The 18,111-nt window shown below is 60.7% G+C and carries 20 protein-coding genes, 1 tRNA gene and 1 riboswitch; of the genes, 12 read left to right on the top strand and 9 right to left on the bottom strand.

The window, feature by feature from the left end; genetic code table 11:
• Positions 1–7 precede the first annotated feature (7 nt).
• The 3 genes from ACE3PR_RS06805 (at position 8) to rho (ending at position 2,731) form a co-directional block, all read left to right on the top strand.
• Positions 8–370: a hypothetical protein gene (locus tag ACE3PR_RS06805; protein WP_374369578.1), complete on the top strand. Its 363-nt coding sequence runs from the start codon at positions 8–10 to the stop codon at positions 368–370.
• Positions 367–1,005, top strand: a complete 639-nt coding sequence (locus ACE3PR_RS06800) for a hypothetical protein (protein ID WP_374369575.1) — start codon at positions 367–369, stop codon at positions 1,003–1,005. Before ACE3PR_RS06805 ends, ACE3PR_RS06800 begins: the two co-directional genes overlap by 4 nt.
• A 364-nt stretch (positions 1,006–1,369) precedes the next feature.
• Positions 1,370–2,731, top strand: a complete 1,362-nt coding sequence (rho, locus tag ACE3PR_RS06795) for a transcription termination factor Rho (RefSeq protein ID WP_374369572.1) — start codon at positions 1,370–1,372, stop codon at positions 2,729–2,731.
• Between the two features lie 71 nt (positions 2,732–2,802).
• On the opposite strand, the gene ACE3PR_RS06790 is transcribed toward rho, so the two are convergent.
• On the bottom strand, positions 2,803–3,420 hold the full coding sequence (locus tag ACE3PR_RS06790) for a glutathione S-transferase family protein (RefSeq protein ID WP_374369569.1): 618 nt from the start codon (positions 3,418–3,420) through the stop codon (positions 2,803–2,805).
• Positions 3,421–3,709: 289 nt separating this feature from the next.
• Between ACE3PR_RS06790 and ACE3PR_RS06785 the strand changes: the two genes are divergently transcribed.
• Positions 3,710–4,159 (top strand): fasciclin domain-containing protein, encoded by a 450-nt coding sequence (locus ACE3PR_RS06785; RefSeq protein ID WP_374370757.1) that lies wholly within the window; start codon positions 3,710–3,712, stop codon positions 4,157–4,159.
• A gap of 142 nt (positions 4,160–4,301) precedes the next feature.
• On the top strand, positions 4,302–4,805 hold the full coding sequence (locus ACE3PR_RS06780; protein WP_374369566.1) for a molybdopterin-dependent oxidoreductase: 504 nt from the start codon (positions 4,302–4,304) through the stop codon (positions 4,803–4,805).
• Between the two features lie 23 nt (positions 4,806–4,828).
• On the opposite strand, the gene ACE3PR_RS06775 is transcribed toward ACE3PR_RS06780, so the two are convergent.
• From ACE3PR_RS06775 to hemE, 4 genes are all read right to left on the bottom strand, one after another.
• Positions 4,829–5,818 carry a quinone oxidoreductase gene (locus tag ACE3PR_RS06775; protein WP_374369563.1) on the bottom strand — a complete coding sequence of 330 codons (990 nt, stop codon included), beginning with the start codon at positions 5,816–5,818 and terminating at the stop codon, positions 4,829–4,831.
• A gap of 69 nt (positions 5,819–5,887) precedes the next feature.
• Complete coding sequence (gene ribB / locus ACE3PR_RS06770) at positions 5,888–6,544, bottom strand: 3,4-dihydroxy-2-butanone-4-phosphate synthase (RefSeq protein ID WP_374369560.1); 657 nt, start codon at positions 6,542–6,544, stop codon at positions 5,888–5,890.
• Positions 6,545–6,655: 111 nt separating this feature from the next.
• Positions 6,656–6,831: riboswitch (FMN riboswitch) on the bottom strand.
• Between the two features lie 65 nt (positions 6,832–6,896).
• Entirely contained in the window at positions 6,897–7,427 is a 531-nt protein-coding gene (locus ACE3PR_RS06765) for a methylated-DNA--[protein]-cysteine S-methyltransferase (RefSeq protein ID WP_374369557.1), read from the bottom strand.
• Entirely contained in the window at positions 7,415–8,455 is a 1,041-nt protein-coding gene (hemE, locus tag ACE3PR_RS06760) for a uroporphyrinogen decarboxylase (RefSeq protein WP_374369555.1), read from the bottom strand. The genes ACE3PR_RS06765 and hemE overlap by 13 nt, the downstream gene beginning before the upstream one ends.
• 461 nt (positions 8,456–8,916) lie before the next feature.
• On the opposite strand from hemE, the gene ACE3PR_RS06755 reads away from it, so the two are divergent.
• From ACE3PR_RS06755 to ACE3PR_RS06745, 3 genes are read left to right on the top strand one after another with little or no spacing between them, the layout of a single operon-like run.
• Positions 8,917–9,771, top strand: coding sequence for a pyruvate, water dikinase regulatory protein (locus ACE3PR_RS06755; RefSeq protein ID WP_374369552.1), 855 nt, complete (start codon positions 8,917–8,919; stop codon positions 9,769–9,771).
• Positions 9,772–9,785: 14 nt separating this feature from the next.
• Positions 9,786–10,391 (top strand): nucleoside triphosphate pyrophosphatase, encoded by a 606-nt coding sequence (locus ACE3PR_RS06750; RefSeq protein ID WP_374369550.1) that lies wholly within the window; start codon positions 9,786–9,788, stop codon positions 10,389–10,391.
• Positions 10,388–11,242, top strand: coding sequence for a shikimate dehydrogenase (locus tag ACE3PR_RS06745; RefSeq protein WP_374369547.1), 855 nt, complete (start codon positions 10,388–10,390; stop codon positions 11,240–11,242). Before ACE3PR_RS06750 ends, ACE3PR_RS06745 begins: the two co-directional genes overlap by 4 nt.
• Before the next feature lie 221 nt (positions 11,243–11,463).
• Here the strand turns inward: ACE3PR_RS06745 and ACE3PR_RS06740 are convergent, their stop codons facing one another.
• On the bottom strand, positions 11,464–12,288 hold the full coding sequence (locus ACE3PR_RS06740; RefSeq protein WP_374369545.1) for a hypothetical protein: 825 nt from the start codon (positions 12,286–12,288) through the stop codon (positions 11,464–11,466).
• A gap of 227 nt (positions 12,289–12,515) precedes the next feature.
• On the opposite strand from ACE3PR_RS06740, the gene lepA reads away from it, so the two are divergent.
• Positions 12,516–14,315 carry a translation elongation factor 4 gene (gene lepA / locus ACE3PR_RS06735; protein WP_374369543.1) on the top strand — a complete coding sequence of 600 codons (1,800 nt, stop codon included), beginning with the start codon at positions 12,516–12,518 and terminating at the stop codon, positions 14,313–14,315.
• An 11-nt stretch (positions 14,316–14,326) separates the two neighbouring features.
• Here lepA and ACE3PR_RS06730 read toward each other — a convergent pair whose 3' ends face one another.
• Positions 14,327–14,617 carry a hypothetical protein gene (locus ACE3PR_RS06730; protein ID WP_374369541.1) on the bottom strand — a complete coding sequence of 97 codons (291 nt, stop codon included), beginning with the start codon at positions 14,615–14,617 and terminating at the stop codon, positions 14,327–14,329.
• Positions 14,618–14,846: 229 nt separating this feature from the next.
• Between ACE3PR_RS06730 and ACE3PR_RS06725 the strand changes: the two genes are divergently transcribed.
• Positions 14,847–14,936, top strand: a tRNA-Ser gene (locus ACE3PR_RS06725).
• Between the two features lie 105 nt (positions 14,937–15,041).
• Entirely contained in the window at positions 15,042–16,088 is a 1,047-nt protein-coding gene (locus tag ACE3PR_RS06720) for an HNH endonuclease signature motif containing protein (protein ID WP_374369539.1), read from the top strand.
• On the opposite strand, the gene ACE3PR_RS06715 is transcribed toward ACE3PR_RS06720, so the two are convergent.
• Complete coding sequence (locus ACE3PR_RS06715) at positions 16,066–16,746, bottom strand: hypothetical protein (protein ID WP_374369537.1); 681 nt, start codon at positions 16,744–16,746, stop codon at positions 16,066–16,068. The genes ACE3PR_RS06720 and ACE3PR_RS06715 overlap by 23 nt on opposite strands.
• Positions 16,736–17,314, bottom strand: a complete 579-nt coding sequence (locus tag ACE3PR_RS06710; RefSeq protein WP_374369535.1) for a DUF2239 family protein — start codon at positions 17,312–17,314, stop codon at positions 16,736–16,738. Before ACE3PR_RS06710 ends, ACE3PR_RS06715 begins: the two co-directional genes overlap by 11 nt.
• A 143-nt stretch (positions 17,315–17,457) precedes the next feature.
• On the opposite strand from ACE3PR_RS06710, the gene ACE3PR_RS06705 reads away from it, so the two are divergent.
• A complete protein-coding gene (locus ACE3PR_RS06705; protein ID WP_374369533.1) occupies positions 17,458–18,108 on the top strand; it encodes an MOSC domain-containing protein in 651 nt (216 codons plus the stop codon).
• Positions 18,109–18,111: the final 3 nt, after the last annotated feature.

Below are 18,111 nucleotides of genomic sequence, written 5' to 3'. Positions count from 1 at the left end.
TCATTTCATGATGGGGATCGATCCGATGGCTGGCACACGACATTCATTTCTGTTCCTCACGGTCTTGCTGGCTTTGCTGGTATTGAGCCCGAAAGTCGGCTCGGCCCAGGCCAATGAGGCACCGATCATCAACACCGGTCCGATCGTCGCTCCCAGCACAGCAGGCCCCTATTACGGCTCTACCACAGGTCCGATCTCAAGCCCGCTCGGGACCCGCTGGGAGGATTGGCAAAGCTGTTCGGGTCTCGCCTGTCTGAGCAGCGAGGAAAAAGCAGAGCTCAATGCACTATGTGACCTCACCGGTGCGGCTTGGCAGAATTACGAGTTGTGCAAGAAGATGGCTGCCTCCCTGTTAACGCCGCAGCCATGAACGCATTCGCTCTCTTCATCATCGCCGCCCTCATCATGGCGCTGCCCGGTTCCGCCATGGCCCAGGCCAATACCGGCCCCGTCGCCGCTCCCGCCGATCTTTGCCAGCGCTATCCGGGGTCCCTCTCGGCCGAGGAACTGAAACAATATGTTGAGACCTGCCAAAAGCCGGCGCCGGAGACACAGCGCAGGCCCGCCGCAATGCCCACCCCTGTCCTCTGCAATGTCGCGGGTATCGACGACGACGCGCTCGTGCGGGAAATTCAGACCGCCTGTGTCGGCGATTTGAAGGATGCCTTCGCCTTCAATGCCAAGATGCGCGAGCACAACGTGAAGCTCTATCGCTGGCAGGCGGAGGCCAGCGACGACATGCGCGTCCTCGTCTGGGTCGTGGTGCTGGCCGGCATCGTCATGGCGATCTATCAGCTGGCCATCATCATGCTGATCGAATTGTGGCGCGCGAAGCGCAAAGGCCCCGCCGAGGCGCCGATCCTGGGCGAGCAGAGCCTGGAGCTTGGCCTCGGCAAGGTCCAGATCACCTCCTCGGTCACAGGGGTGATCGTCCTCGCCCTCTCGATCGCCTTCCTTTACCTCTATCTGACCGAGGTCTACCCGATCAAACCGCCGCCCGGTTGATCAGGAAATCGACGCAAAAATGTCACGCCGCCGGGGTCTTGCGGCACCGCCGGATCCTCCCTATTTGACAATTATCGGTGTTTCCGTTAGGGCTTTTAGCGAGGTCCAGGTTCACCTCCCGGGTCGAACCGGCCTTTCTTCGCGAAACCTCCGCGCCAGATCTTTCCAATAAGACCCGCCTCGAAGCGGCCTATTGTCAGGTTCTACCAGGCGTTCAGGCTTCAGAAGACGCGCCAATCGCCATCCATCCGGCAGCGTTACCTCCTCAGCGATAGTCCAGCGACATATCCCAAGATCGCTCAGCACCAGATTTCCGCCGCCTTCGCCCATCGGGCATCCCCAGCTCCACAGCTTTAGAAATCACATGAATCTTCAAGAACTTAAGCGTAAGTCCCCAGCCGAACTCCTCGAATTCGCGGAAAGCCTGCAGATCGAGAATGCCAGTTCCCTGCGGCGCCAGGACATGTTGTTTGCGATCCTCAAGCAGCTCGCCGACAACGACACCGCCATTTTCGGCGCCGGCGTCCTCGAAATCCTCCAGGACGGCTTCGGCTTCCTCAGGAGCCCGGAGGCCAATTACCTCCCCGGCCCCGACGATATCTATGTCTCGCCCTCCCAGGTTCGGCGCTTTGGTCTCAGAACCGGCGACACCGTCGAGGGCCAGATCCGGGGCCCCAAGGATGGCGAACGCTATTTCGCCCTCCTCAAGGTCAACACGATCAATTTCGAGGAACCGGAAAAGATCCGGCACCGCATCAATTTCGACAATCTGACGCCCCTTTACCCGGACGAAAAGCTGAAGATGGAGCTTGAGGGCAAGGGCGACGACAAGATGCCCGAGCCCGAGGCACTGCCCAAGGCCGAGGCCGCCCGCACCGTCGAGATGAGCCGCCGTGCCTTGAAAGCCCGCGAATCCCGCGACGTCAACAAGGTCGACATCACCGGCCGCGTGGTGGATCTCATCTGCCCGATCGGCAAGGGCCAGCGCGCCCTCGTCGTGGCACCGCCGCGCACCGGCAAGACGGTGATGCTGCAGAACATCGCCAATTCGATCGCCACCAATCATCCCGAAGCCTATCTCATCGTCCTGCTGATCGACGAGCGGCCCGAGGAAGTCACCGACATGTCGCGCTCTGTGCGCGGCGAAGTCGTCTCCTCGACCTTCGACGAACCGGCAGCGCGTCACGTCCAGGTCGCCGAAATGGTGATCGAGAAAGCCAAGCGCCTGGTCGAACACAAGCGCGACGTCATCATTCTCCTCGATTCAATCACGCGTCTCGCCCGTGCCTACAACACCGTTGTGCCGTCATCGGGCAAGGTGCTGACCGGCGGTGTTGATGCCAATGCGCTGCAGCGCCCGAAGCGCTTCTTCGGTGCCGCGCGCAATATCGAGGAAGGTGGCTCGCTCACCATCATCGCCACCGCGCTCATCGATACCGGCAGCCGCATGGACGAGGTGATCTTCGAAGAGTTCAAGGGCACCGGCAATTCGGAAATCATCCTCGACCGCAAGCTCTCGGACAAGCGGACCTTCCCCTCGATCGACATCACGAAGTCCGGCACCCGCAAGGAAGAATTGCTGGTCGATCGTGCGACGCTGTCGAAGATGTGGGTGCTCCGGCGCATCCTCATGCCGATGGGCGTCACCGATGCGATGGAATTCCTCCTCGACAAGCTCAAGCATTCCAAGACCAATGCCGATTTCTTCCAGTCGATGAATCAGTAGGCGATGAACCAGTAACAAAAGAAAAGGCCGGAGAAAATTCTCCGGCCTTTTTTGCTGACTGCAACCACCCGCTAGTTGTGCGCCGCGACAACCTTCTTGAACGCCGGCCGCTCCAACATCCGGTTCCGGTGGTCGAGCACCTTGGGGAAGCGCGCGGGATCGACGCCATCGCCTTCCAGCCAGGTTGCCAGCGTGAAGAGATAGGGATCCGCGATGGTAAACTTTTCACCCATCACAAAGGGCCCCACGAACATCTCGGTCTCGATGAGGGTGAAGCAGGCGGCCACGGTCTCCGGCGCCTTGCGCTTCATCTCGGCAATGGCGGCAGGATCATCCGCCCAGCGATAGCCGCGTATCATGTGGGCATGCGCCACATGGACGGTGGAGCATAGATAGCTGTTGAAGGCCTGAATCCGGCCCAGCGCGAAGGGGTCCTCGAGCGGGGCGAGCTTCGCCTGCGGATGCGTCTGGGCGATGTAAAAGAGGATTGCCGGGGTCTCGGTCAGAATCCCATGATCGGTCGCCAACACCGGCACCCGGCCCTTGGGGTTGATCTTCAGAAATTCCGAGCTGCGCTGTTCATTCTTCGAAAAATCCACGCGCAAGGCTTCATAGGCGGCGCCGGCTTCCTCCAGCGCCAGATGCGAGGCCAGTGCGCAGGTCTGCGGTGCAAAATAGAATTTCAACATAACTCTCTCCAGCTTGTTCCGATGGCAGCAGTAAATTAATCGCATGCTAACACGCCGGCGGCGCGGCTGGCCTACGCATCGTCACCCAGCCGGATCACGCAGCACCGCGATTTCTTTTTCTCCCTCAACGTGAACCAGCCGGTCGCCTTGCGCCGTAATGTGCTGCGACGGATCACCCGGCCGGGATGACGCGACCGTCTCATGACTTTGCCATCACGCAACCATGCGACTTAGGGAGTGACCACCCATGAAACTGAAAGCAACCATCCTCGCCGCGATCCTCGCGCCGATGATCGGCGCCTGCGCCGCTCAAGCGGAAACTGCACCGAAGGATATCGTCGACACGGCCGCCGCCGCCGGTGACTTCAATACCCTGCTGGCAGCCGCCACCGCCGCGGGCCTCGTCGAAACCTTGAAGAGCGACGGACCCCTGACGGTTTTCGCACCGACCGATGCGGCCTTTGCCGCCCTGCCCGCCGGCACGGTCGACAATCTGCTGAAGCCCGAGAACAAGGCGCAACTGGTAAAGGTGCTGACCTATCACGTCGTCGCCGGCAAGGCCGAGGCGAAGGATGTGGTCGGCATGGATATGGTGAAATCCGTCGAAGGCAGCGAGATCGACATCACAGCCGCGGACGGCAAGGTGATGGTCAATGATGCCAATGTCGTGACCGCCGACATCGCCGCCAGCAACGGCGTCATTCACGTCATCGACAAGGTGATCCTGCCGCCGATGTAAAAGCGGACGCGTCAGGCGTGGCCGGCACCCTCACCGGGCCGGCCACGCACGATGATGCGTGTTTACCAATTTTTGCTGGCATCGCCGGCCATAGCCCTCAATAATAGTCGCCGACGGAAAATCGCTTTCGGGGGCTATCATCATGCGGATCCACAACGCTCTCCTGCTGGTCGCCGGATTGGCGCTGGCAGGCCCCGCTTTGGCCAATCCCTTACCGCCACCGAGCGGGCCGGTCGTGCTCACGATCGACGGCAGCATCGCCCACAGCAATGCCGATGGCGGCGACGCCAATTTCGATCTCGCCATGCTGGAAGCCCTCCCGGCGAAAGAAATCGAGACCACGACTCCCTGGACCGACGGCAAGCAAAATTTCGTCGGCGTTGAACTGGCCGAATTGCTGAAGCATGTCGGTGCCGCCGGTACACGCGGCCATGCAATTGCCAGCAATGCCTATGAAGTCACCTTCGCGCTGGAAGATGTCACCGCCCATGGGGGGATCGTCGCCTATCGCCAGAACGGCACCGCCTTGCCGGCGGATAAGGGCCCGCTCTGGATCGTCTTTCCCTATGACAGCGACCCGATGCTGCTCGGCGACCGCTTTCAAAGCGCCTCGATCTGGAACCTGGTTGCGCTCAGCATCCGCTGAGCTTTTCTCTGGCGTCAACTCGCTCAGGGCAACAGCACGACCGAGCCCGTGGTCTTGCGTGCTTCCAGGTCGCGGTGCGCCTGGGCCGTCTCGGCCAGCGGATAGGTGTGCTTGACGTTGATCTTGACGATCCCCTTCGCCACCACATCCATCAATGCGCCGGCCGACAATTCCAGCTCCGCGCGGGTTCCGGTATAGGCGGCCAAAGTCGGTCGGGTGAGGAAGATCGAGCCCTTCTGCGACAGCGTGAGTGGCTCGATCGCCGGTACCGGACCCGACGCATTACCGAAGGTGACGAGATAGCCGCGGGGGCGCAGGCAATCCATCGAGGGGATGCAGGTATCCTTGCCGACGCCGTCATAGACGACATGGACGCCCTTGCCCTCGGTGATCTCCTTGACGCGTTTCACCCAATCCTCGCCGCGGTAATCGATCACGTGATCGGCGCCGAGAGATTTGGCGATGGCACATTTTTCCGCACCGCCCGCGGTACCGATCACGATGGCGCCCAAGGCCTTCAGCCATTGGACGGCGATCGATCCCACCCCACCCGCCGCGGCATGGAACAGCACCCAATCGCCAGGCTTTACCGTATAGGTGCGGCGGATGAGATATTCCGTGGTCATGCCCTGCAGCATCATCGCGGCTGCCGTGCGATCATCGATCGCATCGGGCACCTTCACCGCCTTGTCGGCCGGGTAATTGCGCCATTCGGCATAGGCGCCGACCGGCGCCGAGCAATAAGCAACACGGTCGCCGATCTTCAGGCTGGTAACGCCCTCGCCCAAGGCCCGCACCACACCGGCGCCCTCCAAACCAAGACCCGAGGGAAGTGTGAGCGGATAGAGCCCACCGCGATGATAGGTATCGATGAAATTGAGGCCGCAGGCCTTGTTCTCGATCGTCACCTCGCCGGCGGCAGGTGCCTTCAGCGGCACCTTCTCCCAGCTCAGCACCTCGGGACCGCCGGTCTTGGCAAAGCGGATGGCATTCGTTTCCGTGGGGATATTCATGGTGTTCTCACCTATGTCTCTTTGCCGCGAAGCATAGAACACAGGGGGTCACGCCGTCACCCCTGCATGCTACGCCGCCTGGGCCATCTCGTTCTCGCGATAGGCCACGAGATCGGCGATGGTGAGATAGGGAAAGCCGTTGCGGCGTGCATAGGCTTTCGCCTGGCGGCCGCGCAGCATGTCGCCATCCTTGGTCATCAGCTCGCACAAAATCGCCTGCGGTCCGAGCCCGGCGAGAAGAGCAAGATCCACCGAACCTTCGGTATGCCCGCGCCGCGTCAATACGCCGCCCGGCTGTGCCCGCAGCGGAAACATGTGGCCGGGCCGCACGAAATCGGTGGGCTTGGCATGGGGTGCGATGGCGGCCCGCACGGTCGCCAAGCGATCCGCCGCCGAAACGCCGGTCGTGGTGCCGAGACGCGCATCGATCGAGACGGTGAAGGGTGTCCCGAAGCGGCTGTCGTTATTGGTCGCCATCATCGGCAATTGCAGCCGATCAACCGTGGGCCCGTCGAGGCAGAGGCAGACGATGCCGCTGCAATCGCGGATCATGCGGGCCATGATGTTGTGGGTAAGGGTCGCCGCGGCGGCCACCAGATCGGCCTCGTTCTCGCGGTCGTCGTCATCGGCCATCACCACCGGCAGGCCGGATTGCATGGCGACGATCCCGGCCTCGACACGGGCCCGGATTCGGCTGAGTTCAACTTGGGAAATGATCTTGGACATGTGAAACGCTCCTCGCATCGGTTGCGACAAACGTTCCAGGGCGATCTCGTGGGCACCCCACGGACGGATTCCCGCCCAAGCTGGACGAGACACCCGACAGAGGCGCCACGATCTCGTCTTCTTCCATCCGGACTGTGACCGTCGGCCCAGGAATTGTGAGGAAACTCACGCACCTGATCTGCTGACCCGGCAAGATATTAACCTCGCCGGCGCTCGCGGGCTCGATATCGGCTTTTGGCCTATATCCTACCGCCGGTGGGGACTTTCACCCCGCCCTGAAGACGTATTGACGGCGGCAAGATGGCAGGCGGCGGGGTGACACGTCAAGACAACGGCCCGAGGAAGATCAAGGTCAGAACAGCCGTCCCTGGCCTTTTTCGAGATCCAGCAGGAAACGTTTCGCGGTGAGGCCGAGATCGCCGCTATAGCCGCCAAGCGCGGTCGCCCCCACGACACGGTGACAGGGAATGATGATGGCAATCGGGTTCTGCCCGCAGGCTGTCCCGACGGCACGGGCATCGCTGCCGCCGCTCTCGCCGCCCAGCAAGGCGGAAAGATGGCCATAACGCCGTGTCTCGCCATAGGGAATCCGCAGCAGCGCTTCCCAGATCGATCTGGCGTAATCACTGCCTTCATAGCTGAGCGGCAGATCGAATTTGACAAGGCGCCCTTCCAGATAAGCCTCGACCTGGCGCTTGGCCTCCTCCGCCAAGGCAGACGGCGCCAGGACCTTGGGCTCGATCGTACGCCAGTAAAGCTGGGTCACCGCCTTCTCGTCGGCACGGATATCGATCCAGCCGATCTTTGCCCGCAAGGTGGCACCGGTCGGGATGAAACCCGGCTCCGGCGCGGGCGATTCCGAGGGGGCGTTCAGCTCTGCCATCCCTGCACCAGATCGACCAGAGCCCCCACATGCTCGGGCGGTGTTTCCGGCACGATGCCATGACCGAGATTGAAGATGAACGGGCCACGCCCGAGCGTTTCCAGAATCCGTGTCGCCGCGTTGCGCATGGCATCGCCACCCGTCACGAGCAATTGCGGATCGAGATTGCCCTGAAGCGCCAGCCGACCCTGCAATTGCGTAAAGGCCCAATCCAGCGGCACGCCGGAATCGAGGCTGAGACCATGCATGAAGGGCTGCCGGGCAAAATCGAGATAGCCAGCGCCGCAAGCCCGCGGAAAGACGATCACTGGCACGTCCGGATGGCTCATCCGCACCCGATCGACGATCGCCTTCATGGGCTGATAGGACCAGCGCAGCAAACCGGCATGATCGAGAGATCCCGCCCAGCTGTCAAAAAGCTGCAGCACCTCGGCGCCCGCTTCGATCTGCGCATTGAGATATTGCGCGGTCGCCTCCACCAGCAGATTGATCAGCCGCTGGAAACTATCCGGGCGGCCATAGGCCCAGGATTTGATCTTGGCAAAATCGCGGGAGGACCCACCCTCGATCATATAGCTCGCCACCGTCCAGGGAGCGCCCGCGAAGCCGATCAAGGCCGTTTCGGCAGGGAGCCCTGCCCGGATACCGCCAATGGTCGCGTAGACCGCCTTCAGGCGCTGATGGAACTGATCCATGGCAAGACGGTTGATCGCCTCGTCATCGACCAGGGGATCGAGGACAGGACCGCGGCCTTCCTCGAAGCGCACATTCTGTCCCAGGGCATGCGGGACGACCAGAATGTCGGAAAACAGGATTGCCGCGTCAAAACCAAAACGGCGGATCGGCTGCAGCGTCACTTCCGTGGCGAGCTCCGGGTTGAAGCAGAGATCCAGAAAGGCGCCAGCTTTGGCGCGTGTCGCACGATATTCCGGCAGATACCGGCCTGCCTGCCTCATGAGCCAGATGGGGGGCCGTTTCAAGGTCTCACCCCGAAGGGCGCGTACGAGCAGCTTGTCGGCCGTTTTCATCTTGGCTTCCGCATTTCCAAACCAGCTCTCTTCCTACAACTCTAAAATATAAGACTCTAGTAGAAGATGATGTAGTGCGGTGAATCAGTTGAATCCCCGCTCTTAGGGTCCTCTCCCCATTCTGGCCGGTATAAGACCTGTCGGCTATCGCCGGGATGCCGCAGGATAAGTCTGTGCATTCTCCCGTCGGAAAGACGCTGGAATGGTAACGGTGGGAGTCCGGGAACAGCGTGAATCCTGGGGATGAATGAGGTGCCTCCGGTTCATTCACCTTATCCCCGGGATTCGCCTGGTTCCAGGGTGACCCTTGTCAGGTGGGAAAAGCGGTGTCATGAGTCTTGAGGATAGGTGCATAAGATAGGTAGAGGGTGCTTTTCCACAATATCCGGGCCTGTTTTCCACGACCCGCCTGTGGATGAGGCTGCTCCCCCTGGTAGCGATACGGATATGGCAGGCGAATAATGGGAACGACACAATTGCATCTGCATCTCGTTTCCGATGCGACCGGTGAAACGCTGAATTCCGTGACGCGCGCCTGCCTGGTGCAATTCGAGCGCGCGCATCCCATCGAGCATCACTGGACTCTCATCCGCACCAACGGGCAGATGGATAAAGTCCTGGCCGGGATCGAGGCTCATCCGGGCCTGGTTCTCTTCACCGTGGTGAATGATCGCCTGCGCCAGCATCTCCTCGAAGGCTGCCGGCGTCTCGGTGTCAAATTCGTTTCCGTCCTGGATCCCATCATGGGTGCGCTTACCGATCATTTCGGTCAGGCCGGGCGGGGTCAATCGGGCCGGCAGCATGCCTTGGATGCGGAATATTTCGACCGCATCGCGGCGATGGATTTTGCGCTCACCCATGATGACGGACAATCGGCGCGTTCCTATGACGATGCCGATGTCATTCTGCTGGGCGTCAGCCGCTCGTCGAAGACACCGACCTGCATCTATCTCGCCAATCGCGGCATCAAGGCGGCGAATGTGCCGCTGGTGCCGGGCTGTCCCCTGCCGCCGGAACTCTTCCTGGTGAAGAAGCCGCTGGTCGTCGGCCTAACCAAGGATGTCAATCAGCTGGTACAGATCCGCCGCAACCGCCTTGCCATGATCGCCAAGGACGAGGAATCCGATTACGTCGATCCCCAATCGGTGCGCGAGGAGATCGCCCAGGCGCGGCGCCTCTGCACCGAACATAACTGGCCGATCATAGATGTGACACGTCGTTCGATCGAAGAGACCGCCGCCACCATCATCCAGATGCTGAGCGAGCATCGCGATGCCATGGTGAGTGCCACGGATCTCGCTGTTGCCAATGACTGATCCGGGCGACTGACATGGCGGCGCTGATTCTAGCTTCCGGCAGCGCCACGCGCGCGCGCTTGCTGCGTGATGCCGGCATCGAGATCGAGATCCTGAAGCCTAGCGTCGATGAGGACGAGATCAAGGCGAGCTACCGCGCCGAGGGTGCCAGCGTCGACGAGACAGCGGTGGCGCTTGCTGATCTAAAGGCCGGCTCGGTCAGCCGTCGTTTGGGCGGACAGGCCGGGATCTATGTGCTGGGATCCGATCAGATGCTGGAATGCGGCGGCACCTGGTTCGACAAGCCGGCGGATCGCGCCGCCGCCCGCGCGCAACTCCTCTCGCTGCGCGGCAAGGTGCATCATCTCATCAGTGCCGCCGTGCTGATGAAGGATGGGCAGCGCATCTGGCATCACGTCGATCGCGCCGAGCTCATCATGCGCGATTTCTCCGATACCTTTCTCGACGACTATCTGGATCGTGCGGGCGAGGTCGTTCTCAGCAGTGTCGGCGCCTATCATCTGGAAGGGTTGGGGGCACAGCTTTTCGCGCGTGTGCGCGGCGATTTTTTCACGATCCTCGGCCTGCCGCTTCTCCCCGTACTTGCGATCCTCCGCGAACATGGCATGGTGCCGCTATGACCGATTCCATTCTCACGCAAACGGGCAAGACCCAGGTGGCCGGCGTCTTCGGCTGGCCGATCAATCATTCGCGCAGCCCGCGCCTTCATGGCTACTGGCTGCGGAAATACGGAATCGACGGTGCCTATCTTCCGTTCTCGACGCGGCCCGAACATCTGGTGGAGGCGATCCGCGCCTTGCCGAAATTGGGCTTCCGCGGTGGCAACGTGACATTGCCACACAAGGAACGCGCATGCGACGCGGTCGACGACCTCTCGCCCGTCGCACGGCGGATCGGCGCCGTCAACACGCTCATTGTGCGCGAGGATGGCTCGATCCTCGGCGACAACACCGACGGCTTCGGCTTCCTTGCGCATCTGAAGGCAAGCGCGCCCAGCTGGCGCGCCGATAACGGCAAGGCCGTGATCCTCGGGGCCGGCGGTGCCGCGCGCGGCATCATCGTTGCCTTGCAGGAGGCGGGCGTGAAGCAGATCGTCATTGCCAACCGCACGACGGCCCGGGCCGAGGCACTGGCGGCAGATCTGGGCGGCGACATTGCCGTCATCGATTGGAGCGATCGCGCGAAGGTCTTGCGGGATGCCGGCATCCTCGTCAACACGACGCAGCTCGGCATGAACGGCCAACCCCCGCTCGAGATCGATCTCACGCATCTGCCGACCCAGGCCGTGGTCGACGACATCGTCTATGTACCGCTGGAAACCGCTCTCCTCGCCCAGGCCCGCGCGCGCGGCAATGCGGTGGTCGACGGCATCGGCATGCTGCTCCACCAGGCACGCCCGGGTTTCAAGGCATGGTTCGGCAAGGAGCCGGAAGTTGATGCGAAACTGCGGGACTTCGTGCTGACAGATTGAAGACATGGTAGGATATCTCCACCTTGCCGCGCCGTTGTTGAAGCGTTGCGCAGGCGCAGAGAAATGTCATGGCCACAAGCACAATGGCCAAAGCGCGGAATTTCGATGCAGGTTGGGGACTCACGGGTGTTTTCCTCAGGTCGATTGACGGCTGAGGTAAATCTTGGGTCGCTGCTTTCGGATGGTTCCGAAAAATGATGGAAAGAGACGGGTCCCTTTCTTCAGGCGGCTCGCATGCTGTCGTCCTTCAACCTCGACCTCAGATCGCACATCTTTGCGTTCACCCAGCCGATACCGGTGGCGATGGTACCTTTGCGGTTCATCACCGTGCCGGCATATTCCGGCCGTGATTTCAACGCCCGGAGATAAGAGAGGATGAGAAGCTCGTACCTATCCCCGCTCTCCGCGTCGCGCCAGAGCGTTGCATTGTGCCGGCAATCCTTGAAACCGGCATAGGCTCGGGGCATAGCGGCCAGCCAATCGCAAATCTCGGCGATGGCTTTCGCGGCATCGCCATGCCGCGTGATGAAGGCCTTCACATCGCCAAGGCTGAGGCCCTTCAAGCCACCGTTCTGTGTCACAAGATCGAAGAACCAGCAGAAATCCCGCAGGCTCGGCCGCCGCTCCAGCGACCTCGCCCAGGTTTCGGCGAGGATCTGCGCGCGGCGCCCGATCCGCTCAGCGGCGCGCATCTGCTGTTCGCGCATGGGGGCCGAAACCAGAAAGGCGCGCAGTTCCGATGTCAGATCGGATGGCAGCCGCGCCGTGTGGCCCTGCCATTGCCGCACCAGACCCAGTCCATTCCGGATCGGTGCCTCGCAGGCCCGCCAGAAATCGGGGCCGTGGATCGGCATGGCCGCGCAGACGGCATCCCGGCCTGCAGCCCGGACCAAAGGTTGCAAGCTTCCCTGGCCGATATTCCATTGCAGGGCGCCGGCCGAAAGGCCCATGCCATCGAAATCCCCCGCGACCCCTGACCAGGGATTGCCGGGATTTTCAAAACCGCCGGTGACTTCCAGCGCATTTGTCAGCCAGATGCGATCCATCCAAGTACCCCCGATGAGAACAAAGATAGAACACATGGTATGGCGCCGGCAGCCTGTCAAGGGATGGGCCAGCTGATCGAGCTCCGCGCCAGCTCGGCCGCGAGGTCGGCGATCCGGATATAATCACTTGAAATAACGGGACTTTTCAGTCATTGCCAAGGGCTTGCCCGGCCCCTATCTTGCGCCGCGACCGAACCCCCGAAAAATCCCCTTCTTTCATGGGCCACATGACCGATCTCGACCATATCCGCAATTTCTCCATCGTCGCCCATATCGACCATGGGAAATCGACCCTGGCCGACCGCCTGATCCAGGCCTGCGGGGGGTTGACCGATCGCGAGATGACCGAACAGGTCCTCGACAACATGGATATCGAGAAGGAACGCGGCATCACCATCAAGGCGCAGACGGTGCGCCTGATGTACAAGGCCGATAACGGCGAAACCTATCAGCTCAACCTGATGGACACGCCCGGCCATGTCGATTTCGCCTATGAGGTCTCGCGCTGCCTCGCCGCCTGCGAAGGCTCGCTCCTGGTGGTGGATGCCAGCCAGGGTGTCGAGGCGCAGACGCTCGCCAATGTCTATCAGGCGATCGATCATCACCATGAGATCGTGCCGGTCCTCAACAAGGTCGATCTGCCCGCCGCCGAACCAGCGCGCGTCAAGCAGCAGATCGAAGACGTGATCGGCATCGACGCCTCCGAGGCGGTCGAGATCTCGGCCAAGACCGGCCTCAATATCAAGGGCGTGCTCGAGGCCATCGTCACCAAATTGCCGCCGCCCAAGGGCGACCGCAACGCGCCCCTGAAAGCCATGCTGATCGATAGCTGGTACGACCCCTATCTCGGCGTCGTCATTCTGCTGCGCGTGATCGACGGTGTGGTGAAGGTGAAGACCCTGGCGCGCATGATGGCGGCCAATGCGGTCTATGAAATCGACCGTGTGGGCTGTTTCACGCCGAAACAGACATTGACCGGCGAATTGGGGCCAGGCGAAGTCGGCTTCATCACCGCCGGCATCAAGGCGGTCGCCGATTGCCGCATCGGCGATACCATCACCGACGACAAGAAGCCCTGCGCCGAAGCCTTGACCGGTTTCAAGCCCTCGGTCCCGGTTGTGTTCTGCGGCCTCTTCCCGATCGACGCCGCCGATTTCGAAACCTTGCGCGACAGCATGGGACGCCTGCGCCTGAACGACGCCAGTTTCCAGTATGAAATGGAGACGTCGGCGGCCTTGGGTTTCGGCTTCCGCTGTGGCTTCCTCGGGCTGCTGCATCTCGAGATCATCCAGGAGCGCCTGGAACGCGAATTCAATCTCGACCTCATCACGACGGCGCCCTCGGTGGTCTACAAGATCCACATGCAGAACGGCGATCTCATCGAGCTTCACAACCCGGCGGATTTCCCCGACGTGGTGAAGATCGAGAAGATTGAAGAGCCCTGGATCAAGGCCACCATCATGGTGCCCGATGAATATCTCGGCGCCATCCTGAAGCTCTGCCAGGAACGCCGCGGCATCCAGATCGACCTCACCTATGCCGGCAGTCGCGCCATGGTGGTCTATCGCCTGCCGCTCAACGAAGTTGTCTTTGATTTCTACGACCGCCTGAAATCGATCAGCCGCGGCTATGCCAGCTTCGACTATCAGCTCGATGGTTACGAGGAGAGCGACCTCGTCAAGCTCAACATCCTCGTCAACAACGATCCGGTGGATGCGCTCTCCTGCATCGTGCACAAGAGCCAGGCCGAAAGCCGTGGCCGCGTGCTCTGCGAGAAGCTGAAGGATCTCATCCCGCGCCAGCTTTTCAAGATCGCCATCCAGGCGGCGATCGGCGCCAAGGTCATCGCCCGCGAAACCGTCTCGGCCTTGCGGAAGGACGTCACCGCCAAATGTTACGGCGGCGACATCAGCCGCAAACGAAAGCTCCTCGACAAGCAGAAAGAGGGCAAGAAGAAGATGCGCCAATACGGCAATGTCGAGATCCCGCAATCGGCCTTCATCGCGGCCCTCAAGATCCACGAATAGGACACGCCGTCCTATTCGCGCTGGCGGCCGAGGGCGATCAGGATCAGGGCAAGGATCAGCAACGTCAGCCAGACCGGCAGGCTGAGGAAGGGCAGCAGGATACCGTTCCACAGCAGGGACGAGACATTCTCCTGCACGAAATTCTGCACGCCGATGAGGCTGCCCGGGTTGATCATGCTCCAGATATGGGCCAGGGACATGCTGTCCCAGCGCAGGCCCAGCAGGCCTTGTGCGAGATCCAGCACCAGCAGCACGATCGCCGCGGCAAGGCAGGTCAATCCGGCAAGGCGGATGGGGTTCATGGCGATTTCATCCCCGACAATCTAGGGTTTCTATGCCCCGGTTCCCCTCACAATGACGAGTAGGGTGGCCTTTCGCCATAAGAATCAATACTTAGTATCGGCCAGGGCAATTTGGCGGCGGTTCATGGGCTTATCCCCTATTGCCAGCGCCACGCCCCTTCGTTAGGTTCCCGCCCGCATCAGCCACATGCGCGGGACCGCCGCTTTCTGCCGGGGTCCCGATGGGTTTGGAGAGATGGCCGAGTGGCTTAAGGCACACGCTTGGAAAGCGTGCATAGGGTAAAACCTATCGTGGGTTCGAATCCCACTCTCTCCGCCATTTTCATAAGTTAGTCCAGTTAGATGAATAGATGGCGAAAAATACACGTGCCGCGAGTGTGCTAAAAATCATACCTGCTGCCGGTCGTAGTGAGCTCAGGGGGACTTGACGTTACAGGCTCGCTCGCTTCAATCATTCAATATGTCTCGTTCGTCTGAAGATAGATTCAAGCGGCAGGTCATCGTCACGCTTGCGATGCGGGCTGCTAATTGCTGTTCTAACCCGGATTGCGGTGCGATCACGAGTGGTCCAGCTGATGATCCATCTAGTTCAGTCAATGTGGGCGAAGCGGCGCATATCTATGGCATGAACCCTGGTTCAGCTCGGTACGATGTAAGAATGTCATCATCGGAGCGAAGCGATATCGCAAATGCTATCTGGCTCTGCAGCAATTGCCATAAGTTGATAGATGATGATCCAAACAAGTATCCGGCGGGACTATTGTTTGAATGGCAGAGGGACCATGAGCGCCGGATCGCCATACAGATCGGCAAGGCCAGTGCAGATATTCGAGGGCGCTACGAAGGAAGGCACTTAGAGGAGTTCGGACGCCTCAGCTACCGCGCCGAACGTCTGTTGATCGAAAGAGCAGATCATTGGGAGTATCGACTTACCGCGGAAGTATTGCGGTTTGAGATGGCACCTATTCTTCAGAGATGGAGAGCGCTTAAACGATATCTGTATATGAAGCCGAGCGAGCGTGTTCCGAAAATAGAATCCATATCGTGGATGCAGGATCGCATGGCAGAAATCCTACACATCACCCGTGCATTTGATGAATTAACAAACATTGAATTCCGTCGAGCGTGGGGAGAGCCTGGTGTTCCGGGAAACGACGCAGAAATTATCGCAACGTGTCGACTCTATCGTGAGATGTGTGCGAGTGCATTGAGTTGGGAAGAAAGAGTTCGATTTGTCTCCGTCGACGATACATTTGCAGAGGTACGATCTCTGTTCATTGGTATTGCGGGTGGCTTTATTGATGAGGCAGCTAAGGTCCCCGCGTTTCTTTCGGAAATATTGGCCGACGGACCGGAATCCGGTGAATATCGATTAGATCTTATGTTGACGGTTCCTGACGGATGGGTTGATGCTGTACATAGCGCCCTTGGACGCGTGTCTGATGCTCTCATGGCAGATCCGCAATATTAATATCAGCGTTTCGGCCTGATGCTAGGTCGAAGACAATCTGCGTATCTGCCTGTAGTACCTTTGCGGCGACCATCTTCATCTGTGTAATATGAGTAGTCAGAGAATCGTCCCGCCCGTGGCGAACGTTGATGACAATGTATATGATGCGCTGTGCAGATCTGTTTTGTTCATGTGCCATCAATTGGTTGCACGCATCCTTCAAGCGTGAGGCTAGTTTCTTGAAGATTACATGGGACAAAAGACCACGAGGGTCAGGCGTCGCGATGTTTATCGTCTTTACTTCGCACAGCACCGTTTGTGCTCCGAGCCTCGCCGTAAGGTCGGGCGACTTTGCTAGCATAGATGGCGACGAAAAGTGAATCTCCGTGCAGCCGAGCTCTGTGAGATAGCGATAGGCACGCGCTTCATGCAGCAGGTCGCACACTTGTGGCCAACTATGCTCGGGACGCCGCTGATCGATCTGGCGGAGGATGTTGCCCTTTAGTGCGGCCCAGGATTCATCCGGCAGTGACGCAAGATCGCGCTCGATTCCGCCGAGCTCCGCCTGCAGCGCCGCAAGATATTTCTGCCACGCCTTGCGGTGCCTGGGCACGATCCCGGCAAGGAGGTCGCCGATCCGCCCGTCGATAATCCGACCGTCACGCGCGCTATTCGCCATAGCCCAGCTTCATCGCATGATCGCGGATATCCTTGGGCCAGTCGGCGATGTGGCGCTCGACCATTGCGCGGTCGCCGGCATAGAGCGCGCGGATCGCGTCTTCGAAATGCGGGAGATCGCCGGCCATGGCCGACATGAAATGATAGGCGGCATCCAGCGCCGCGCGGTGATTGGACCAGCCGCCATCGCGCTTGCGGGCATCATCCACCAGCTTGCGCAAGGTGACGGAAGCACCGCCGGGCTGCGCCGCCAGCCAATCCCAATGCCGGGGCAGCAAGGTGACCTCGCGGGCGACGACGCCGAGTTTGGGCCGGCCGCGTCCCCGGCCTTCGTCCCTGGGTGGCGCGCTTTCAGCCGGGACGGCATAGCGGGCCGCCACCTCTTCGGCGCTGCCGCGGGTATCGAGATCGATCGCCTTGCCGGTGGCATCCGCATAGATGAGGATCGGGCCGGCAGGGCCCTCGGCCTCCGCCGCTTTGACGGCCAGCGCCACCGCTGCCAACGCGCCGGCTGCGAGACGCTGCGTGCCCTTGAAGGCGGTGAAGGTGGTTGTCTCGGACTGGTCCATATTGTCTTCCCTTGAACAGGGCATATTTATATCCGGGTATTATTTGGTTGTCAATATTACCCGGGTAAATATAATCCGGCTGCGTGACGGCTTCCCGGCGGGATAAAAGTGGCAAAGATGATTTTCCGCGGGTGAAAGGCAGCATGCAGCAGCAGATCGTCACGACAGTTCTCACGGGCCGGATCGCCGCCTTCGGGCCGAAGGGTGAACCCAGCGCCTATCGCAAGGCGCCGCGGGAAGGGCGTGTCGAGATAACGCCCTTGGGCCTTGCCGGCGACGAACAGGCCGATCTGGTGCATCACGGCGGGGTCGAGAAAGCCGTTCATCACTACCCGTTCGACCATTACCCCGCCTGGGCTGCCGAGAATCCCGACCTCGCGGTCGATTGGCAGCTTCCCGAGGCCTTCGGCGAGAATGTCTCGACAACGGGCTGGCTTGAGACGGATGTCTGTGTCGGCGATCGTTTCCGCCTGGGCAGCGCGGTGGTGGAGATCAGCCAGGGCCGCGATCCCTGTTGGAAGCTCGGCCATCGGCTGGGCAAGCCGGGCCTGGTGGCGCGGGTCGTCGCCACGGGGCGATGCGGTTGGTATTACCGGGTCATCGAACCCGGCGCGCTGGAGGCCGGTGACAGGGTAGCGCTGCTCGAGCGGCCACATCCCGCCTGGGACGTGCGCCGCGTCTTCCGCCTGCTGATTTCACGCGATTTCATGCCGGAGGAAGTGGCTGAACTGGGCGAAGTCGCACAGCTCTCGCCCTCCTGGCGGAAACGCTGCACGGCCCTTCTCGGCCGATGATCC

Source organism: Dongia sp. (assembly GCF_041909655.1).
Taxonomy (GTDB): Bacteria; Pseudomonadota; Alphaproteobacteria; order Dongiales; family Dongiaceae; genus Dongia.
This window is presented reverse-complemented; position numbering and strand designations above follow the sequence as displayed.